The 16,604-nt window shown below is 69.9% G+C and carries 18 protein-coding genes and 1 tRNA gene; 11 read left to right on the top strand and 8 right to left on the bottom strand.

Features of this window, described 5'->3' with window-relative positions:
* The first annotated feature begins 61 nt into the window (after window positions 1-61).
* On the top strand, window positions 62-1,015 hold the full coding sequence (locus GA0074692_RS19790; protein WP_091646693.1) for a hypothetical protein: 954 nt from the start codon (window positions 62-64) through the stop codon (window positions 1,013-1,015).
* A gap of 141 nt (window positions 1,016-1,156) precedes the next feature.
* Here GA0074692_RS19790 and mdlC read toward each other — a convergent pair whose 3' ends face one another.
* Window positions 1,157-2,752 (bottom strand): benzoylformate decarboxylase, encoded by a 1,596-nt coding sequence (gene mdlC, locus GA0074692_RS19785; RefSeq protein WP_091646692.1) that lies wholly within the window; start codon window positions 2,750-2,752, stop codon window positions 1,157-1,159.
* Between the two features lie 140 nt (window positions 2,753-2,892).
* The gene (locus GA0074692_RS19780) at window positions 2,893-3,696 is read right to left on the bottom strand and encodes an S-methyl-5'-thioadenosine phosphorylase (protein ID WP_091646691.1); all 804 of its coding nucleotides are present in this window, start codon (window positions 3,694-3,696) and stop codon (window positions 2,893-2,895) included.
* 201 nt (window positions 3,697-3,897) lie between these two features.
* Here GA0074692_RS19780 and GA0074692_RS19775 point away from each other — a divergent pair, with 201 nt between their 5' ends.
* Window positions 3,898-4,488 (top strand): YqgE/AlgH family protein, encoded by a 591-nt coding sequence (locus GA0074692_RS19775; RefSeq protein ID WP_091653776.1) that lies wholly within the window; start codon window positions 3,898-3,900, stop codon window positions 4,486-4,488.
* Between the two features lie 87 nt (window positions 4,489-4,575).
* A tRNA-Ala gene (locus GA0074692_RS19770) sits at window positions 4,576-4,648 on the top strand.
* Window positions 4,649-5,007: 359 nt separating this feature from the next.
* Here the strand turns inward: GA0074692_RS19770 and GA0074692_RS34845 are convergent.
* Window positions 5,008-5,886 (bottom strand): nucleotidyltransferase domain-containing protein, encoded by an 879-nt coding sequence (locus tag GA0074692_RS34845; RefSeq protein ID WP_218106694.1) that lies wholly within the window; start codon window positions 5,884-5,886, stop codon window positions 5,008-5,010.
* 163 nt (window positions 5,887-6,049) lie between these two features.
* Between GA0074692_RS34845 and GA0074692_RS19760 the strand changes: the two genes are divergently transcribed.
* From GA0074692_RS19760 to coaD, 7 genes are all read left to right on the top strand, one after another.
* On the top strand, window positions 6,050-7,111 hold the full coding sequence (locus GA0074692_RS19760; RefSeq protein ID WP_176738512.1) for a hypothetical protein: 1,062 nt from the start codon (window positions 6,050-6,052) through the stop codon (window positions 7,109-7,111).
* Window positions 7,112-7,175: 64 nt separating this feature from the next.
* Complete coding sequence (locus GA0074692_RS19755; protein WP_091646688.1) at window positions 7,176-7,817, top strand: biliverdin-producing heme oxygenase; 642 nt, start codon at window positions 7,176-7,178, stop codon at window positions 7,815-7,817.
* Window positions 7,814-8,119, top strand: coding sequence for a DUF2470 domain-containing protein (locus tag GA0074692_RS19750; RefSeq protein WP_245730382.1), 306 nt, complete (start codon window positions 7,814-7,816; stop codon window positions 8,117-8,119). The genes GA0074692_RS19755 and GA0074692_RS19750 overlap by 4 nt, the downstream gene beginning before the upstream one ends.
* Window positions 8,120-8,265: 146 nt before the next feature.
* Window positions 8,266-9,453 carry a hypothetical protein gene (locus GA0074692_RS19745; protein WP_091646687.1) on the top strand — a complete coding sequence of 396 codons (1,188 nt, stop codon included), beginning with the start codon at window positions 8,266-8,268 and terminating at the stop codon, window positions 9,451-9,453.
* Window positions 9,454-9,663: 210 nt separating this feature from the next.
* Entirely contained in the window at window positions 9,664-11,418 is a 1,755-nt protein-coding gene (locus GA0074692_RS19740) for a VWA domain-containing protein (RefSeq protein WP_091646686.1), read from the top strand.
* 90 nt (window positions 11,419-11,508) lie between these two features.
* The gene (locus GA0074692_RS19735) at window positions 11,509-12,042 is read left to right on the top strand and encodes a DUF6817 domain-containing protein (protein ID WP_091646685.1); all 534 of its coding nucleotides are present in this window, start codon (window positions 11,509-11,511) and stop codon (window positions 12,040-12,042) included.
* Window positions 12,043-12,086: 44 nt separating this feature from the next.
* Window positions 12,087-12,506 (top strand): pantetheine-phosphate adenylyltransferase, encoded by a 420-nt coding sequence (coaD, locus tag GA0074692_RS19730; RefSeq protein ID WP_245730381.1) that lies wholly within the window; start codon window positions 12,087-12,089, stop codon window positions 12,504-12,506.
* Window positions 12,507-12,556: 50 nt separating this feature from the next.
* Here coaD and GA0074692_RS34095 read toward each other — a convergent pair whose 3' ends face one another.
* The 3 genes from GA0074692_RS34095 to GA0074692_RS19720 all read right to left on the bottom strand — a co-directional run bounded on the left by GA0074692_RS34095 (window position 12,557) and on the right by GA0074692_RS19720 (window position 14,186).
* The gene (locus GA0074692_RS34095; RefSeq protein ID WP_141725352.1) at window positions 12,557-12,817 is read right to left on the bottom strand and encodes a hypothetical protein; all 261 of its coding nucleotides are present in this window, start codon (window positions 12,815-12,817) and stop codon (window positions 12,557-12,559) included.
* Between the two features lie 145 nt (window positions 12,818-12,962).
* Entirely contained in the window at window positions 12,963-13,655 is a 693-nt protein-coding gene (locus GA0074692_RS19725; RefSeq protein WP_091646684.1) for a hypothetical protein, read from the bottom strand.
* 36 nt (window positions 13,656-13,691) lie between these two features.
* Window positions 13,692-14,186 (bottom strand): sugar O-acetyltransferase, encoded by a 495-nt coding sequence (locus tag GA0074692_RS19720; RefSeq protein WP_091653770.1) that lies wholly within the window; start codon window positions 14,184-14,186, stop codon window positions 13,692-13,694.
* 679 nt (window positions 14,187-14,865) lie between these two features.
* On the opposite strand from GA0074692_RS19720, the gene GA0074692_RS19710 reads away from it, so the two are divergent.
* Window positions 14,866-15,423 (top strand): hypothetical protein, encoded by a 558-nt coding sequence (locus GA0074692_RS19710; RefSeq protein ID WP_245730380.1) that lies wholly within the window; start codon window positions 14,866-14,868, stop codon window positions 15,421-15,423.
* An 86-nt stretch (window positions 15,424-15,509) separates the two neighbouring features.
* Here GA0074692_RS19710 and GA0074692_RS34090 read toward each other — a convergent pair whose 3' ends face one another.
* Window positions 15,510-15,881 (bottom strand): hypothetical protein, encoded by a 372-nt coding sequence (locus tag GA0074692_RS34090; protein ID WP_141725351.1) that lies wholly within the window; start codon window positions 15,879-15,881, stop codon window positions 15,510-15,512.
* Between the two features lie 208 nt (window positions 15,882-16,089).
* Window positions 16,090-16,476: an Imm1 family immunity protein gene (locus GA0074692_RS19705; RefSeq protein ID WP_176738510.1), complete on the bottom strand. Its 387-nt coding sequence runs from the start codon at window positions 16,474-16,476 to the stop codon at window positions 16,090-16,092.
* Window positions 16,477-16,604: the final 128 nt, after the last annotated feature.

Genomic DNA, 16,604 nt, shown 5'->3' with positions numbered 1-16,604 from the left:
CCGAAAGCTGTCTTCCCCGAGAGTCGGGAACCGGAGGCGGGGCGGCGTACGTCGAACCGGCATGCGTCGACGAGTGACTCTGCTGCTGGGCCTGCCGATCCTGCTGGCCCTGACCGGCTGCGCCCAGAACGGGACCAGCACGCCGGCCGATCCGGACGAGCGGTGGGAGTCGTTCCACCGGCGGGCCGCCGAGGTCTCCGAGGCGTGGCAGCCCGGCCCGGCCTGGACGACCGCCTACGTCCCCCTGGAGGACCCCACCGTCCTCGCCGGGGACCCGAAGTTCTCCCCCGAAACCAAGCAGGCCTTCCAGGCCGGCTGGTACCGGGAACAGGCCGCCATTCCGCCGACCCGGGTGGCCGGGGGCACCGTACGCTTCCCGGACGGCACGCTCGACGTACCGCTGGTCAGCGCGGCCGAGGCGTACAAGCAGCTGGACCTGGGCGACCCGCCGCCCTGCCCGGGCCGGCCGAAGGTCCCCGGACCGACGGTCGAGCCGGGCCCGGACGGGCCGGGCCCGGACGGGCCGGTCTCGGACAGCCCTGCGGCGGCGCCCTGCACGGCGCTGACCGTCACCGGCGTCAAGCTCGGCACCGTGGAGCTGCGCACCAGCCGGGGCGAGGCCACCGTGCCGGCCTGGCTGTTCACCGTCGAGGAACTCGCCGTGCCGGTCGCCCGGGTGGCCGTGGCGCCGAGTGCGGTCAGCGCCGTGCCGGCGGGTGCCGGTCCGAGCGGGCCGCCCGCTCCGGAGCTGGCCGCCGCCCAGAACGTCGTTTCGATCGAGGGGGCCGAGCTGACCTGGCGGGTCGGTGTGGGCGCCTGCGACACCGGCGTCGAGCCGCTGGTGGCCGAGTTCGACGACGTGGTGGTGGTCGGTGCCGGGGTGACCCGGGGCACCGGAGTCTGCACCGACCAGCTGAAGCTCGAGCCGGTCAGCGCGACCCTCAAGGCGCCGCTGGGCAGCCGCGCGGTGCTGGACGTGGTGACCGGGTCGCCGGTGTCGTTGCTCGGCGGATGAGTCGCGCGGTCGGGGTGGATGTTGGGCCGCTCCACCCCGACCGCGGCGCAAAGACCCGCAGGGCCCACCAGCAGTGCCGGCCGGGCGGATCGGCCGTGGTATCGGCCAGAGGGCCCGGGCCCGGACGCAGTGCCGACCGGCTCAGAGCAGGGCCGGTATCTCGGTGTCGATCGGCACCGGGACGACCGTGGGCCGGTCCGCCCGCAGCCCGGTGGCGAGGGCTGCCGCGATCTCGTCCGGGGTGCCGGCCACGGTCGCGGCGCAGCCGTAGCCGCCCGCGATCGCGGTGACGTCCAGCCCGGGCAGGTCCAGTCCGGGGACGCCGGGGGTCTGCTTGTGCTCGGCGAACGCCTTCAGGATGGCGTAGTGGCGGTTGACCGGGACCAGCACGACCAGCGGCAGGTTCAATTGGGCGGCGGTCCACAGGGCCTGCACGGAGTAGTGGAACGAGCCGTCCCCGATCACCGCCACCACCGGCCGGCCGCGCCCGGTGTCCCGTTCCGCGAGCGCGATGCCCACCGCGGCGGGCAGCCCGAACCCCAACCCGCCGCTGGCCATGGTGAAGTAGGACGCCGGCCGGCGGATCCGTACGTGCCGGCGCAACGCGGCCAGGTTCGAGGGGGACTCCTGCACGAGCACCCCGTCGGCCGGCCAGTTCCCGCCCAGCGTGGCGAAGAACGCGTCCGCGCTCAGTGGCACCCCGACCTCCGGCGGTGGCGGGTCCGCCCGGGGCGGTGGGGGCGTCCGACGTGTCGGCGGCAGCAGGTCGTGCAGCGCCTCGGCGGTGAGCCGGGCGTCGCCGATCAGGCTGTCCCCGACCGGGGCGCGGGCCGCCTCGCCGGGGTCGTCGGTGACGTGCAGCAGCCGGGCCCCCGGCGGCAGGTACTCACCCGGGACGTGCGGGTAGTAACGGAACACCGGCGCACCGACGACCAGCACCGTGTCGTGGCCGCGCAGCCGTTCGGCGAGCGGGCCGATCGCGTACGGGAGGACGCCCTGGAACTGCGGGTGATCCTCGGGAAAAACCGCCCGTTCCGGGGCCGGTGCGGACCAGACCGGACAGCCGAGCCGTTCGGCCAGGGCGACCGCCGCTGGCCAGCCGTCCGCCCGGTCCACGGCCGGCCCGAGCACCAGCACCGGGTCGCGGCTGCCGGCCAGGATCCCGGCGAACTCCCGTAGCCGGACGGGGTCGGGGGCGACGCGGGTCGCCACGGTACGGACCTGCGGCGGCGGGTCGGCCGGGTGGTGCCAGTCGTCCAGCGGCAGGGAGAGGAAGACCGGCCCGGCCGGCGGCTGCACCGCCGTGGCGTACGCCCGCATCAGGGCCGCCGGAATGTCCTGCGGACGGGCCGGCTCGTGGCTCCACTTCACGTACGGGTGGACCAGCTCGGTCGCCCGAGGGCTGGCCAGACGCGGCTCGGTCAGCAGCATCTGGCGGGTCTGCTGGCCGGCGGTGACGACCAGCGGGGTCCGGTTGTGCCAGGCGGTGACCAGGTTGCCCATGCCGTTGCCGGTGCCCGGCGCGGTGTGCAGGTTGACGTGCGCGGGCCGGCGGGTCGCCTGGGCGTACCCGTCGGCCATCGCCACCGCCGAGGCCTCCTGAAGGGCGTGCACGTAGCGGAAGTCCGCCGGGAAGTCCTGGAGGAAGGGTTGCTCGGTGGAGCCGGGATTACCGAAGACGGTGGTCATGCCGAGGGCGCGGAGCAACTCGTAGCTGGTGTCGCGGACCGTCGCCATCGGTCGGCCTCCGTGCCCTCGTCCGGTCGATCGTCCGAGGTCGGGGCGGCGTGAGCCGGCCCCGACCGGACGAATCTAACCAGTGCGGCAGGGGATCATTCCGGCAATCCGCCAATGACCCTCTTCGGTGGCGACAGTCGTCAGGGCAGCGGGAAGGGCAGCTTGATGCCGTCCAGCGCGGCGGCGCACGTGCAGGCCCGCTCGGCGGGCAGGGCGGCGACCGCGTCCAGCAGGATCCCCCGCAGCCGGTCGGTGTTCTCGCCGAAGACCCGGAACACCTCCTCGTGGGTCACCGCGTGGCCGCCCTCCACACCGGCGTCCAGGTCGGTGACCAGGGCGATGGAGGTGTAGCAGAGCGCCAGCTCGCGGGCGAGGACGGCCTCCGGGTGGCCAGTCATGTTGACCACCGAGCCGCCGATCGCGGTGAACCAGCGGGACTCGGCGCGGGTGGAGAAGCGCGGCCCCTCGACCACCACCACCGTGCCGCCGTCCACCGCCGACACCCCCCGGCCGGCAGCCGCGTCGAGCAGCGTCCGCCGCCCGGCCGGGCAGTACGGGTCGGCGAAGGAGACGTGCACCGCGCCCCGGTCGTAGTAGGTCTGCGTCCGGCCGCTGGTCCGGTCGATCAACTGGTCCGGCACGACGAAGGTGCCCGGACCCAGCTCTGGACGGAGCCCGCCGACCGCGCAGGGCGCCAGCACCCGGCGTACCCCCAGCGAGCGCAACGCCCACATGTTGGCCCGGTAGGGAATCAGGTGCGGCGGGTGCCGGTGGTCGCGGCCGTGTCGGGGCAGGAAGGCCACCGGGCGGCCGCCCACCTCGGCCACCGTGATCGCGTCCGACGGCGGACCGTACGGTGTCTCCACCCGGTGTTCCACCGCGTTGTCGAGCAGGGCGTAGAGACCTGAACCGCCGATGACAGCGATCTCCGCCGTTGGATCCATCGATTCTCCCCAAACTCGTTTCACTACCCGCCGGTCAGACCTTAGCCACCGTGCAAGGTGCAGGCTATGGTGCCAGGCATGGCGTTGAGAACACGGAAGTTCCCGGTGGACCGGGCCGCCCCGGTGCGCTCGACGCCGTCCTGGCAGCAGGTTCCGGGGTGGCGTGACCGCGTCGCGGCACGCGGTTAGGGGATGGGCGGCATGCAGGGTGAGGGACAGGCGATCGGCGGTCGTTCCATGGCCTCGATGACCGGGCAGTTGTTGGTCGCGACCCCGGCTCTGAAGGATCCCAACTTCGACCGCACCGTGGTGCTGCTGGTCGCGCACGAACCGGGCGGGGCGTTGGGTGTGGTGCTCAACCGGGCCACCGAGGTACCCGTCGCCGAGGTGCTCGGGGACTGGAGCGCGTTGGCCCGCGATCCGGCGGTGCTCTTCGAGGGCGGCCCGGTGCAACCCGACTCTGCCATCTGCCTTGCCCGGATGCGCCAACCGGTCCGCCGGCTCAAGGGCTTCCACCAGGTGCTCGGGGCGGTGGGGACGATCGACCTCTCGGTCGACCCGGAGCGGATGCGGGAGAACATCTCCGGGATCCGGGTTTTCGCCGGTTACTCCGGCTGGGGCGCCGGGCAGTTGGAGCAGGAGATCGAGGAGGGGTCCTGGTTCGTCATGGACGCCCTGCCCGGCGACGCCTTCGTCGACCGTCCGGACGACCTCTGGCCGATGGTGCTGCGCCGGCAAGGCGGGATGATGGCGGCCGTGGCCCACTTCCCTCCGGACGTGTCGCTCAACTGACGCTCGCCGGGTACCCCCGTGAGATGACCATGCGAACCGGTGTGTGTATAGTTTCGTCCGTGCCCGGGCGACCGGGGACATCCGCAAGGGGCCGTGGCGCAGCTGGTAGCGCACCACACTGGCAGTGTGGGGGTCAGGGGTTCGAGTCCCCTCGGCTCCACCCTTGTGAAACGCCCTGGTACGGGACCGAATCCCGAACCAGGGCGTTCGTTGTGTCCGGCCTGGTGGCACTGCTGACTTCCCTGGTCAGTGGCGGGCGCAAATCATCGGCGAGACCAGTCTCCAGCTCGGCGACACCGCCACGGCGCGGGAGAGCTGGCAGCGCGCCAGGGCCATCTTCGAGAAGCTGTCCGACTCGGCCGCCGACGAGCACGTCCGACGGCTACTTCGGCAGGCCCTATTCCACGCCGAGAATATCGACCGCAACCTGTCCGAAGCGCCGACCGGGTAGTGGGGCGGTCTGGAGCGGCCCTGGTGCGGGCAGGGGCGTCCGGGTGCGGGTTCCGCGCGCCCGTGCGGTCAGGCCCAGCGTCGGAAGGCGTCCGCCACGACGGCCTCGACGGAGTCGGCCGCAGCGCGGGCGTCGGCTGCGGTCAGCGCGACCGGCTCACCCCGACGCCAACGGAGCGCGCGGTCCGCCAGTGGCGCGTACGCGGGAAGGATCTCGGCCAGGTAGGCGGCGGCGCCGGCCTTCGAGACGATGTCCTCGTGGGCCAGCGTGAAGTGCAGGCGCGCGGGTCCGAGCGCGCACCACACCACGCCGTCGGCGCCCACCCTCGTGGCTTCGGCCGGCGTGTCGTCCGGTGCGTCGGCGACCGCCGCCCGGAGGTTCGCGGCCAGCGGTAGCCAGAAGGTCGCCAGGTTGTCGAGGTTGAAGCGGCGCAGTTCGTCGTGGTCGACGGTCAGGCCCAGGTCGGCCACGGCTGGCCCCCGGACCGCCTGTCCGTACTTCGTGAGGACCAGCCAGAGTACGGGGTTGAGGTCCCCACAGGGCTGGTCGGTCCGGAACCGCCCGTCGACGACGAACGGCACCACCCGGCAGTCGGCGGGCTGCTGGCGGAAGGTCTCCCGGTCGAGGTACACGCCATCGAGGTGCGGCTTCGGCGGCATGTTGGCGTGCACGGTCGCCAGCGCGGCGAGATCCTCGGGACTCGGGCGGCGGGACGTGACGATCAGCGTGTCGATGTCGCTCACCCCCGGCTGGTACGCATCGAGCGCGATCGAGCCGGTCAGGTACAGCAGCTCCACGAAGCCGGGCAGGACGGTGTCCACCGCGGCCAGGTACCGGGCGACCGTCGTCTCCACCATGCTGCGAAAACTATCAGCGTCGCCGGCCGCTGTTCGCCTGCCGGCATCGGCGGAGCGGATCAACGTGCCACGGGCGGGTGCTTCGGTCATCGAAGATGATGTTTGCGTCATTGGCGGACTGTGGGGTAAAAGCATCGATGTTGGTATATGATTCCACCTCCGGTGGTTGTGGGGGTTGATATCCCCACAGTGAACGACAAAATGGGAATCCCGTTTCCAGCCATTTCGATCATCGATTGGTGGGGGTGTGGGCGTGAAGGCGTTCCGTCGGGTGCCGGCCGAGGCGCGGCGTACCCGGTTCTCCGCGTGGTACGACCGCTTCGCCGACGCGTTCGGCGCTGATCGGGTCGTGGGTCGTTGGGAACTGGCCAGGGCCACCGACAGGCCGCCGCCGACCCCCTGGACCGGCACACCCCACGCGGTCGGTGACCTTCCGGCGGACCTGTCCTTCGTCGTCTCCACCAGCAACGGCATCGTCGTGTGGAGTGACGGCCGACCGCGCATGATCTCCCCGGGCCGGCATTTCGGCCTGACCCTGCGTGACGGGTGGCTCTACGCTTTCCAGATCACCGGGCGGCACGGTCGGATCATTTCCCTTCCGCTCGACGCCGGGCACGTCCCGGAGCCGGGGGAGGGGTGGCGGCTGGTCACCCACCTGTACGGACTGAACCGCTGGATCCACCAGATCGACTTCATCGATGACGAACTGATCCTGGTGGACACCCTGCGCAATCGGCTGCTGTGCTACCCGGCCGTCGAGCGTACGATCGGCCGGCACTGGTCGACCCGCCACCGCACGATCCAATTGACGCCGGACGACCGCAAGGGCCGCCTCTCCCCGCACTATCGGCACTTCAACTCGATCTACCGGAACGGCGACACGATCTTCGTCGTGGCGCACAACCACTACGCCGGGACCGGCCGCAAGAGCGACGTGTGGCTGCTGGACGAGGAGTTCCGGTTGCGGGAGGTCGTGCCGGCCGGCGGGTCGTGCTGCCACAACGTGGTGATCCACGAGCGGGGCATGCTCGTCTGCCGGTCGGTCGAGCAGACCGTCGCGCTGGACGGCGTCGACCTGTTGCCCACCGAGGGCTTCGGTCGTGGCCTCGCCTACGACGGCCGCCACCTGCTCGTCGGCGCGTCGATGTTCGCCGAGGAGTACGTGGACCGCGACCACGACAACGGCTTCATCGACGTGTTCACCCCTGACTTCGCGCCGCTCGGACGGGTGGTCTTCCCCCGCTCGTCCGTCCGCGACATCCGGCTGCTCTCCGGTGACCGAGGGCTGAGCAACCACGCCACGAACCGTCGGTGACGACCCGCCGTCCCTTCCCCTGGGTGATCTTTGAAGTTAGGCTACCCTAACTGGAGGTGGGTGAATGGGTTTCGCGGCGGAACTGCGGGAGCGGACCAGGTCGGACCATCGGGCGGCGCAGCACCTCGGGTACTTCGACGCCCTGCTGGCCGGCCGGCTGGACCGGGCCGGTTACGCGGCCCTGTCCGAGCAGCTCTTCTTCGTCTATCAGACGCTCGAGGAAGCGGCGGACGTGATGCGTACGGACCCGGTCGCCGGTCCCTTCGTCGTCGACGAGTTGCACCGACTGCCGGCGCTCGCGGCCGACCTGGAGTTCCTGCACGGCCCGGACTGGGCCATGCGGATCACGCCTGGCCCGGCGACCAGGGAGTACCAGGCCCGGCTGCGGGAGATCGCCTTCACCTGGCCGGCGGGCTACGTCGCGCACCACTACACCCGGTATCTCGGTGACCTGTCCGGAGGGCAGATCATGCTACGCGCGCTGCGGCGGTCGTTCGGCTTCGCCGAGGACGGCGTCCGGTTCTTCCTCTTCCCCGGTATCGAGGCGCGAGCGTTCAAGGAGCGCTACCGGACCCGTCTCGACGAGGTGCCCTGGGACGAGGTCGAGCGGCAGCGCTTCCTGGACGAGGTGTCGTGGGCGTACCGGTTGAACACCGCGATGCTGGCCGAACTGGGCCGGTCCGTCCTGCCGAGGGCCGCCGCGTGACGACCTTCGGCCCGGACGTGGTGGCCGCGGTGGCCCGCCACATGAACGACGACCACGCCGACGACTGTCGGATCATCTGCCAGGGGCTCGGCGGCCAGCCCCGGGCCACCGCCGCACGGGTGTCCGGAATGGACGACGAGGCGATGGAGTTCGTCGCCACGGTCGACGGCGCGCCGGTGCCGGTACGGATCCCGTTCCGTGCCCGGCTCACCGAACGGCGTCAGATCCGGGCCGAGGCTGCCCGGATGTACCGCGAGGCGTGCGAGACGCTGGGCGTCACCCCGCGCGCTGACGCCTCCTGACCGCACCGCCCGACCCGGCGTGCGGTGGGTGGTTGCCCGCTGAGGCAGTAGGGACTGCCCCGAAGACCGCCGGGCGTGCGTGCCGGCGACGCCCCCGACTGCGCCATTGTGGCCGCGTTGACTGTCGCCGAGTGAAGAGAGCGGTCATGACCTGGCGAGAGACCTACTGGAACGACGCTGCGGACGAACCGGCCTACTTCGCCGCCGTGGAGTTCGCCACCGTCCTCGACGGTGACTACGGGACGCGCATGTTCGGCCGGTGGGTCAAGGAGCGGTACCCGGACTCGCACGACCTGATCCGCGCCCTGGAGTACCTGCTCGTCACCAACGCCCACGCCGAGGACCTCACGCAGACCATGGAGGTCTTCCACCGACGCCTGCAACGGCCGTGGGACGACCCGGCGATGCTCACCGCGCTGGAACGGACCGCCCACCGCTTCCCGGACGTGGACGTGCCCCAGCGGGTCGACGACGACGAGGACGTCACGGCGCTCACCGACGTGCTCTCCGCCGATCCGGACGTCTTCCGGCTGTGGCGCGAGGAACTCCAGGAGGCTGCCGTCGATCACCTGCGCGAAGACCAGGTGATCGACACGTTCCTGGCCGACTGCCTGCAACTCGCCCACGACGCGCGCGACCACCTGGCCGCCGAGGAGGTGGAGCAGGACAACGAGCAGGTCTACGACGACGAGTCCAGCGACGACGAGGAGCAGGTCACCGTCGTCCCGAAGGAGCAGGGGGTACGGTTCGCCGAACCCGCGGAACGGTATCCCTGGCTGGCGTACCAGTTCCGGCTCGGCGTCACCTTCAGCCTGAACCCCGAGGCGAATGCCTACCTGCCCGGGACGTTCGCCTGGGACGAGGCGCAGGTCCATCTCAGTGGCTGGGGGATCGACCTCGACGAGTTCGCCGAGTGGATGGCGTTGGCCATGAAGAACCAGCCGCTGAAGTCGTACCGCAGCGAGCGGGTGACGATCTACGTCAGCCGCGACAGCGTGGACGTGCAGGTGAACATCGACTCGGGGCTCAACGCCCACAACACCGGGATCATCGCCACCCTGGACACGGAGGGCGCGTACACCCACTACGTGCAGTACAAGGACCTGGTGATGTTCTACGTCGACGAGAACGACATGAACACCCCGATCTACAACGTGCTGAAGACGTTCGGCGACCTGTGGGTGGGTGGCGAAGCGGAGAGCTACGTGGTGCGGCACGGCAAGGGCCGCAAGGCGCACTTCACCGTCACCCCGGTCAAGGCGAGCCACCAGGCCAGCCTGGTCGCGGTGGTCCGGCGCTGCTCGGACGGCATGACGGTCCGGGTCCTGGACTGAGCCATCGCGGACGGCCGGCGGCGGGCGTGCGGCCCGTTTCCCGTGCGACGCGCCTGCGCCGGTCCGCCGCCCCGCAGGAGGCGCCTACGCCGGCAGGTGCCGCAGGACGCGGGTGCGGTCGGCGCTGCCCGTAGGTGCAGGAAGGACTGCACCGAAGTCTGTCCGCCGAGCCGCTGCGGGCCCCCACCTGGGCGGACTTTACTGCCCAGCATGGCCGCACTCGCCTCCCGCTCGCTGCGTACCGTGTCGGCGCTGGCCGTCGTGGGCCTCCTGGTGGCCAGCGCCACGCCGGCCGGGCACGCCGCCCGCCGCGCGGCACCGGGCACCGGCGGCGCGGAGTTCCGGATCAGCGTCGCCGACGCCGCCACCCCGTCGACGGGCGATCCGGCCAGCATGACGATCGGGCTGACCCCGGGCGGTTCGGCGACGCTCACCCGTACGGTGACCACCGCCACCGTGCCGCCGCGTCCCGACGTGGTCCTGCTCGCCGACACCACCGCGAGCATGGGCGGGGCCCTGGAGGACGTCAAGGCCAACGCCCGCCGGATCGTGGCGGACATCAGCGCCGTACAGCCGGACGCCCGGTTCGCGGTCGCCGAGTACCGCGACAACGGCGACGAGTACGCCTTCCGGCTCAACCAGGACCTGACCGCCGACCCGGCCGGCGTGCAGGAGGCGGTGAACACCTGGTTCCCGGCCGGCGGTGGGGACGTCCCGGAGGCCAACCTGTACGCGCTGGCCCGGGTCGCCACCGGCGCGGTGGCCCTGCGTACCGACAGCAGCCCGATCGTGGCGATCTTCGGTGACGCGCCGTCGCACGACCCCGCCCTCGGTCACGACCTAGCCGGGACGGTCGCGGCCCTCACCGCCCGGGGGATCCGGGTGGTGGCGGTCGATGTCGCCACCTCGCCGTACAGCAGCCTCGACCAGACCGGGCAGTTCACCGAGATCACCACCCGCACCGGCGGGGTGCTGCTGACGGCGGCCAGCGCCGACGAGGTCTCCACCGCGATCCTCACCGGTATCCGGGCGATCCAGGCCACCGTCGGCGCCCGGGTCTCCGACTGCGACCCACAGCTCAGCGCCGACGTCACGCCCGGCGAACGGACCGTCGACAGCGGCGGCAGCGTCGACGTCGCGCTCTCCGTCCGAGTCGATCCGAAGGCCCGCAACGGCGAGTACGCCTGCCGGCTCGAGTTCACCGTGGACGGCATCCTCCAGGAGGGACCGGACCGGCTGGTGGTGCAGGTCACCGGGGCCGCCCCGGACGTGCCCGTGCTGCACTCCGACACCACCCTGCTCGACCTCGGCGAGGCGGCCATCGGCGTCGCCACGCCCACCCGCCGGGTGACCCTCAGCAACACCGGCGACTACCCACTCAGCGTGGCCGCCACGCTCGCCGCGCCGGCCCCGTCCGGGACGGCTTCGATGCCGGTTGCGCCGTCCCCGGCTTTGGTGCCGGTCGTGTCGGCTCCGGTGTCGGACGTCTTCACCGTCACCGGGAGTACCTGCGGCCCGGTCCTCGCCGTCGGCGCGTCCTGCACCCTGGACGTCGGCGGAACGCCCCGGGCCGTCGGGGTCGCCCACGCGGTGCTCACCCTGGCCAGCTCGACCGACACCGGTGGGCAGGCGGCCCAGGCGCTCGCCGTCCAGGTCACCGGCCGGAGCCCGAGCCTCCAGTTCAACCCCGGGGTGGGGCGCCCCGGCCAGGTGGTCACCGGCCTCGGGCGGGACTTCCCGCCGGGCCAGCCGGTGACGGTGACCTGGGCCGGAGGCACCGGCGCGGTGACCGTGGTGGCTGACGCGGCCGGCCGGTTCGCCGTACCGATGGTGGTCTTTGTCGACGCCCCGGCCGGTCCTCGTACGGCGGTCGCGTCGGTGCCGGCGGTCGGCACGGTGACCAGCGGAGCGTTCCTGGTGCAGTCCCCGACGGCCCAGCCGGGAGTCTTCACCCGGCGGCGCTGACGACGGTCGACGGCCGTACCCACGGCGCTGTGACCTATTGCCCACAACCAGGGGCAGCGAAATCCGACAGCCGATACCTACAGTCGGGCCATGGGCACCGACGAAGGCGTGCGGGTCTGGCTCCGCCAGCAGGGAGCTGAGCAGATCGCGCATCCCGGGGGGAACCTGTACGCCCACCTGTGTCGAGTCAGCGAACGACTCGCCGTGCTCGGCTGTAGCAGTGACGTGCAGGCCGCCGGCCTCACCCACGCCGTCTACGGCACCGACGGGTTCGACCTCGCCCTGCTTGATCGGGCCGACCGTGCGGTGCTACGGGACCTCGTCGGTGCCGACGCCGAGGAGCTTGTCTATCTGTACGGCGCCTGCGACCGTAGACGCAGCTGGCGGGAGCTGGCAGAGACCGGTCAGGTGTTCGATCGCTTCGCAGGTGAGGTGAGAACGCCGAACGCGGCCCAACTGCGGTCGCTCATGGACCTGAGCATCGTCAACGAACTGGACGTCATCGAGCAGGATCCTGCGGTGGCGGACCGGCACGGCACCTACTTCCGGGAACTGTTCGCCTCCTGGGCGTCAGTGGCGTCTGAGCAGGTCATCCACGATGCGCAGCGGGTTCTGTGGCCGTGACACCCGAACCGTCGGCAGGGCCACGCACTTCCGGTCGCGTACGGGTGCGAGCCGTCTACCCCGGCAGCTTCGATCCCTTCACTCCCGGGCATCTGAATGTGGTGAACCGGGCACGCGACCTCTTCGACGAAGTGGTCGTGCTCGTCGCGGTCAACAGCACCAAGCAGCCGGGCACCGACGAAGAGGAGCGGGCGGCCGCTGTCCGGGCCATCCTGCCGGTCGAGTGGACCTCCGTCACCGTGGTGGCCTGGGGCGGGTTGACCTCCACCTACTGCCGGCGTCATGAAGTCGGAGTGATCGTCCGCGGCGTGCGTAACACCACCGACCTTCAGGCCGAGTACCAACTCGCCGCGATGAACGAGTCGCTGGGCGTTCCCACGGTATTCCTGCCCGCGCAGCCCGAACTGGCCGCAGTGTCGTCGACTGCGGTGCGCACGCTGGGGAAGCGGACGATGCGCAGGTGAGGTTGCTGGCCGTACGCCTGACCGGGTGGGAACAGCGAGCGGTAAGGCGCTCAGGCTCCGCTGCTGGTATCCGAGCCGAAAGCAGCGTCATAAGCTGTTTTCGTATCACCTCCGCCGCCCTTGCCACGAATAGTGCCTTTTTGCGCCCTGCGGCTGTTCTTGGCCAACTGGCGGATTGCAGCTCGGGCTTCCAGCGCCTGCTGCTCGGGGGAAGGATCCTTCCGACGACTCCGCCGAATCACCAGCAGCGCCATGACCAGCGCGGCCAGCGCGAAAATGCCGCCCATGACCAGCCAGATGGAGTTGTCCATCACGCACCTCGCGCCGTCTCAGCGGAAACTTTTAGAATTCTATTCGTTCTCTTCCGTTCGTTGCAGGTGCCGATGACCGCGACAGCTTCCCAGCGGCGAGTCATGCGGCCATCGGTCCAGATGCGGGCCGTCAAGGCCGTGTCGGCTAGGGCATCGATACGTCGCGCGGCCAGCCGTCAAGGTGTGGGAACTGCCGTAGGTAGCGCTCGCATCCCGTGGCAAATCCGTCCTGGCCAGGAGGTAGGCGGGTCGCCGTGACAACGTGGCGTGGGTCTGTGTGGCCGGGCCGCAGCATCTGGATCTGTTCGTCGATGAACTCCCCGCCCGCGAGGTCGGCGACGGCCAGTGCCATGGCCGTCGCCACGACGACACTCACGCAGGTGCGGTAGGGACTGAAGACCGCCTCGACCTCGCCGCCGGCCTCTGGCTCATGGTCGATGACCATCAGCCAGAGACCGTCATTGCTGCCCGAGATGTCGATTTCGTAGTGGATCGAGCCAGGCGAACCGTCGGGATCGGGGTCGATGGGGTGGCCGATGGTGGCGGACAGAAGTTCCGCTTCACCAAGCTGCCGGCCGACAGTCATGCGTCGCCCCTGCTCGTAACGTCGGTCGACGATCACACTCAATTCGGGTGTCGTGTCCACGCCGAGAAGCTCCGCCAGGGTGCCTCTCGCGGTGGTCATCACGGCAGCGAGCGGGATGGGCGTTGGCAACGACGCCTCAAGATCGACCGACATGGCGAAACCATAGTGCTCTGTCCGGGCCAAGCCTGCCGGTGCCACCTTTGAGGCGGCCATCGGCGTCGCCATGCCCACCCGCCGGGCGATCTTCAGCAACGCGTGATCGATGCCGAGTGGCCGGCGGCTTGGAGTTCAGGAGGTTGCAGTCGACGTCGGCTTCAGCCGCTTTCGCTCGACAACGCTTGTTGCCGTCACCACACTCAGCGGCGGCACGTCCTTCGCGACAACGGCACCCGCGCCGACGACCGAGCCCCGACCGATGGTCACACCAGGGGTGACCGTGGCTGCGGCGCCGATCCACACGTCGTCCTCGATGACGATGGGCGCGTGCGTGATGAAGTCGTACCGCTCGTCGACCTCGACGGGGTGTCCGGCCGTGCTTAGAGTCACGCGGGGACCGATCATGACGCGGTCACCGATGGTGATGCCCCCGTAGTCGAGGAAGAAGCATCCCTGATTGATGAACACGCGCTCCCCGAACGACGCTCCAAGCCCGTAGTCGCAGTAGAACGGGGGCAGGATGGTCAGAGAGTCAGGGATCGGTGCACCGAAGATCTCGGTGAGCACCGCACTGCGCGCGTCGAGGTCGTCAAACGGCAGCGCGTTGAGGCGGGCGGTCAGGTTCATCACGAGCTGTACGCGCTCCGCGAAGGCTCGTGACTCGGGCGTCCGTGTTCGTAGGCGTTGCTCGTTACGCACAAGGCGATGCTGGCACGACAGCTCAGGGACCCGGGTGACGACCCACCGGCAGGGAAAACGTCACGCCGTGCTCGTGCGGCGCCGCAGTTGGCGCACCTTTCCTGGTAACGGGCAGTTGGCAGTCCCGTAGGATCGCCGAGTGCTGGTGCGATGCGTCAGAATTATCGATGCTTTCGGTGATCTAGTTGACACATACCCCGGCATGACAGTCGGCAGGTCCTATCCCGTTCTGGAGATCTCCTACTGGGCTGACGCCTACTACGTGCGGGTCGTCGACGATGAGGGGACCGACTCCATCTGGAGCCCGGAAATGTTCGAGACCGTGGACGGGCGCATCCCTACCTGCTGGTCAGTGGCATTGGACAGTGACGGGTCCCTTCGGCTGGCTCCCCGTCCCTGGCTTCGGCAGGGATTCTGGACGGATCAGTTCTCCGAAGAACCTGCCGCCCTCGCAGAGTACGAACAGGGCCGAGCCGCCGTCCTTGCGGACCTGACGGCAGACTGACGCGTCGCCGGACGTCGACGCCAAGATCTGTAGGAGCCGCGAGGACCGCCGGCCGTCGGCGTCGGGGAGGACCACGGGATGCTTTCGGACTACCAGCAGCAGTTGCGGGCGAAGTTGTTGGCCGCCCCGGTCGTCGCGCCGCCAGAACCCTGGCGGCACCTCAACCAGATACTCGTGGGCGGGCTGCAAGGCGTCGGCTTCGGTGTCCATCCACAGACTGGCGACGACCTGCTGATGCTCGTCTCGATGGACGGCTTTGGCCTGGTCGATGCGGCAACGGGTGCGAAGATCGCCCGGGACCGTCACCCCGACCCCGACAACGCGTCACCGTCCGGGCCGGACCTGGCCTGTCCGGGCCTCGGTGTGCTGGCCGACACTCGGGTACGCATCTCCGGGCTGTTCGGCGGCGGCCTGCATGCCACGACCGACGATGGCTGGACTATCGACGTGGTGGCCCCCGAGTGGCCGAATCACCGCGTCCTGCTTTCCTCCGACGGCGGGGCTTATAACGGCCCACCGGGCACGACCTGGTGGCACGTCTTCCACGCCGACTACTCGGAGTTGCGCGCTGCCGGCTTCTCCCCGTCCGGCCGCACTCTGGTGATCGCAACCAGCAGCGACGTGACACTTGTCGTCCGCCCCGAGCCCACGACACGTTGATGGCCGTACGTCTGGCAGTACTCCGGGCGGGGTGGTGCTGTGCGGGCGGGCGTCAGGTGGCCTCGCCGTCAGCTCGGCAATGCCGTCTACCAGCTTGCTGTCCAGTTGTACCAGGGTCCCTCGATCTGTTCGAACTGTGGCCCCTCCCAGGAACCGTTTCCAAGGTCACCGTCCGGCCCGTTTGGGAAATAACCCCACCCAGAGTCGTCGAAGCCAGAGCTATCGTCGTCGTAGAAGATGTAGCCGCCTTTCACTCCGAACGACGACAGAATGCGACACGAGCCGATCTTGTCAGGTGTGTCGACCGAATCGTATGCGTCTAGTTCGATCGGCGGCGGTGGTAGCTTCGCCACCACCTTCTCGAAGGCGGCACGGTCAAAGCAGTCCGGGCGGGGTGACCACGATGAGGCGAGGACGAGTGCGGCCGACACCAGCATCGCCCCAAGCACGGCGGCCACGGCCGGAACCCCGATGATCCACCACCGGTGTGCAGTTCGCATTTCTCGGAGTCTGCCAGACGCTCATGGATGAATGTAGCGATCCATGCCGTGCCCGAGGTCTCCTACTATGAGGCGGTCAGCGACCGTGCGGCTCCGGACCCGGTCACCAGGTGTGACGTGATTGCGTTGGCTCGACGAGCCGGAAGTGGCGTCTAGGCCACGAGTTCTAGGGTTTGACGACCCACTGGACGTTAGTCGGGCGCTCACCGGTGCACAGGAACTCATGGGCTGCCTGGCGGGCCTGGGCGGCTGTGATCTTGAAGGGCTCGGCGCCGTCGGGAAGGGCGAACCATGGGTTGTCATACGCGTATTCGGCGTCGTCGACGACCTGGCCGGCCGGGGCATCAGGCGGTACCGGCCCCCACGCGAGTAGAAGGTCGATCTCGGCCTCCCAGTACAGATCGGACCGATCTCCGTAGAAGTTGATGTGCAGAGTCCGCCGGCCGTCGTCACTGGCGAGAGTCACTCCTGTGGGCGGTTCGGGGCCGAGGATCGCATTGAGTTCGGCGACGTCGGCCACTGCGGTGGCGATGCTGTCAATCCACGCCTGCACGGTGCAAATTCACCTGGTTTCTGATTGTGATCTCACACGGGATGATTGAGCTTAGTGGATGGTGCTGCCGTTCCGGGTGCGCAGCGCTACGGGCTCAGGGCGATGTGGCAACGCCACCTGGGGGCAAT

Source organism: Micromonospora pallida (assembly GCF_900090325.1).
Lineage (GTDB): Bacteria > Actinomycetota > Actinomycetes > Mycobacteriales > Micromonosporaceae > Micromonospora > Micromonospora pallida.
The sequence above is the reverse complement of the archived record's forward strand: the minus strand, read 5'-3'. Positions and strand labels throughout refer to the sequence as shown.

Coding starts and splice junctions, on each gene's coding strand:
- GA0074692_RS19775 (WP_091653776.1), top strand. CDS start 3,898: ATGCAGGGTGAGGGACAGGCGATCGGCGGTCGTTCCATGGCCTCGATG.
- GA0074692_RS19735 (WP_091646685.1), top strand. CDS start 11,509: ATGGGCACCGACGAAGGCGTGCGGGTCTGGCTCCGCCAGCAGGGAGCT.
- GA0074692_RS19720 (WP_091653770.1), bottom strand. CDS start 14,186: ATGAACCTGACCGCCCGCCTCAACGCGCTGCCGTTTGACGACCTCGAC.
- GA0074692_RS34845 (WP_218106694.1), bottom strand. CDS start 5,886: ATGACCGAAGCACCCGCCCGTGGCACGTTGATCCGCTCCGCCGATGCC.
- GA0074692_RS19740 (WP_091646686.1), top strand. CDS start 9,664: ATGGCCGCACTCGCCTCCCGCTCGCTGCGTACCGTGTCGGCGCTGGCC.
- GA0074692_RS34095 (WP_141725352.1), bottom strand. CDS start 12,817: ATGGACAACTCCATCTGGCTGGTCATGGGCGGCATTTTCGCGCTGGCC.
- GA0074692_RS19755 (WP_091646688.1), top strand. CDS start 7,176: ATGGGTTTCGCGGCGGAACTGCGGGAGCGGACCAGGTCGGACCATCGG.
- GA0074692_RS19780 (WP_091646691.1), bottom strand. CDS start 3,696: ATGGATCCAACGGCGGAGATCGCTGTCATCGGCGGTTCAGGTCTCTAC.
- GA0074692_RS19745 (WP_091646687.1), top strand. CDS start 8,266: ATGACCTGGCGAGAGACCTACTGGAACGACGCTGCGGACGAACCGGCC.
- GA0074692_RS19790 (WP_091646693.1), top strand. CDS start 62: ATGCGTCGACGAGTGACTCTGCTGCTGGGCCTGCCGATCCTGCTGGCC.
- mdlC (WP_091646692.1), bottom strand. CDS start 2,752: ATGGCGACGGTCCGCGACACCAGCTACGAGTTGCTCCGCGCCCTCGGC.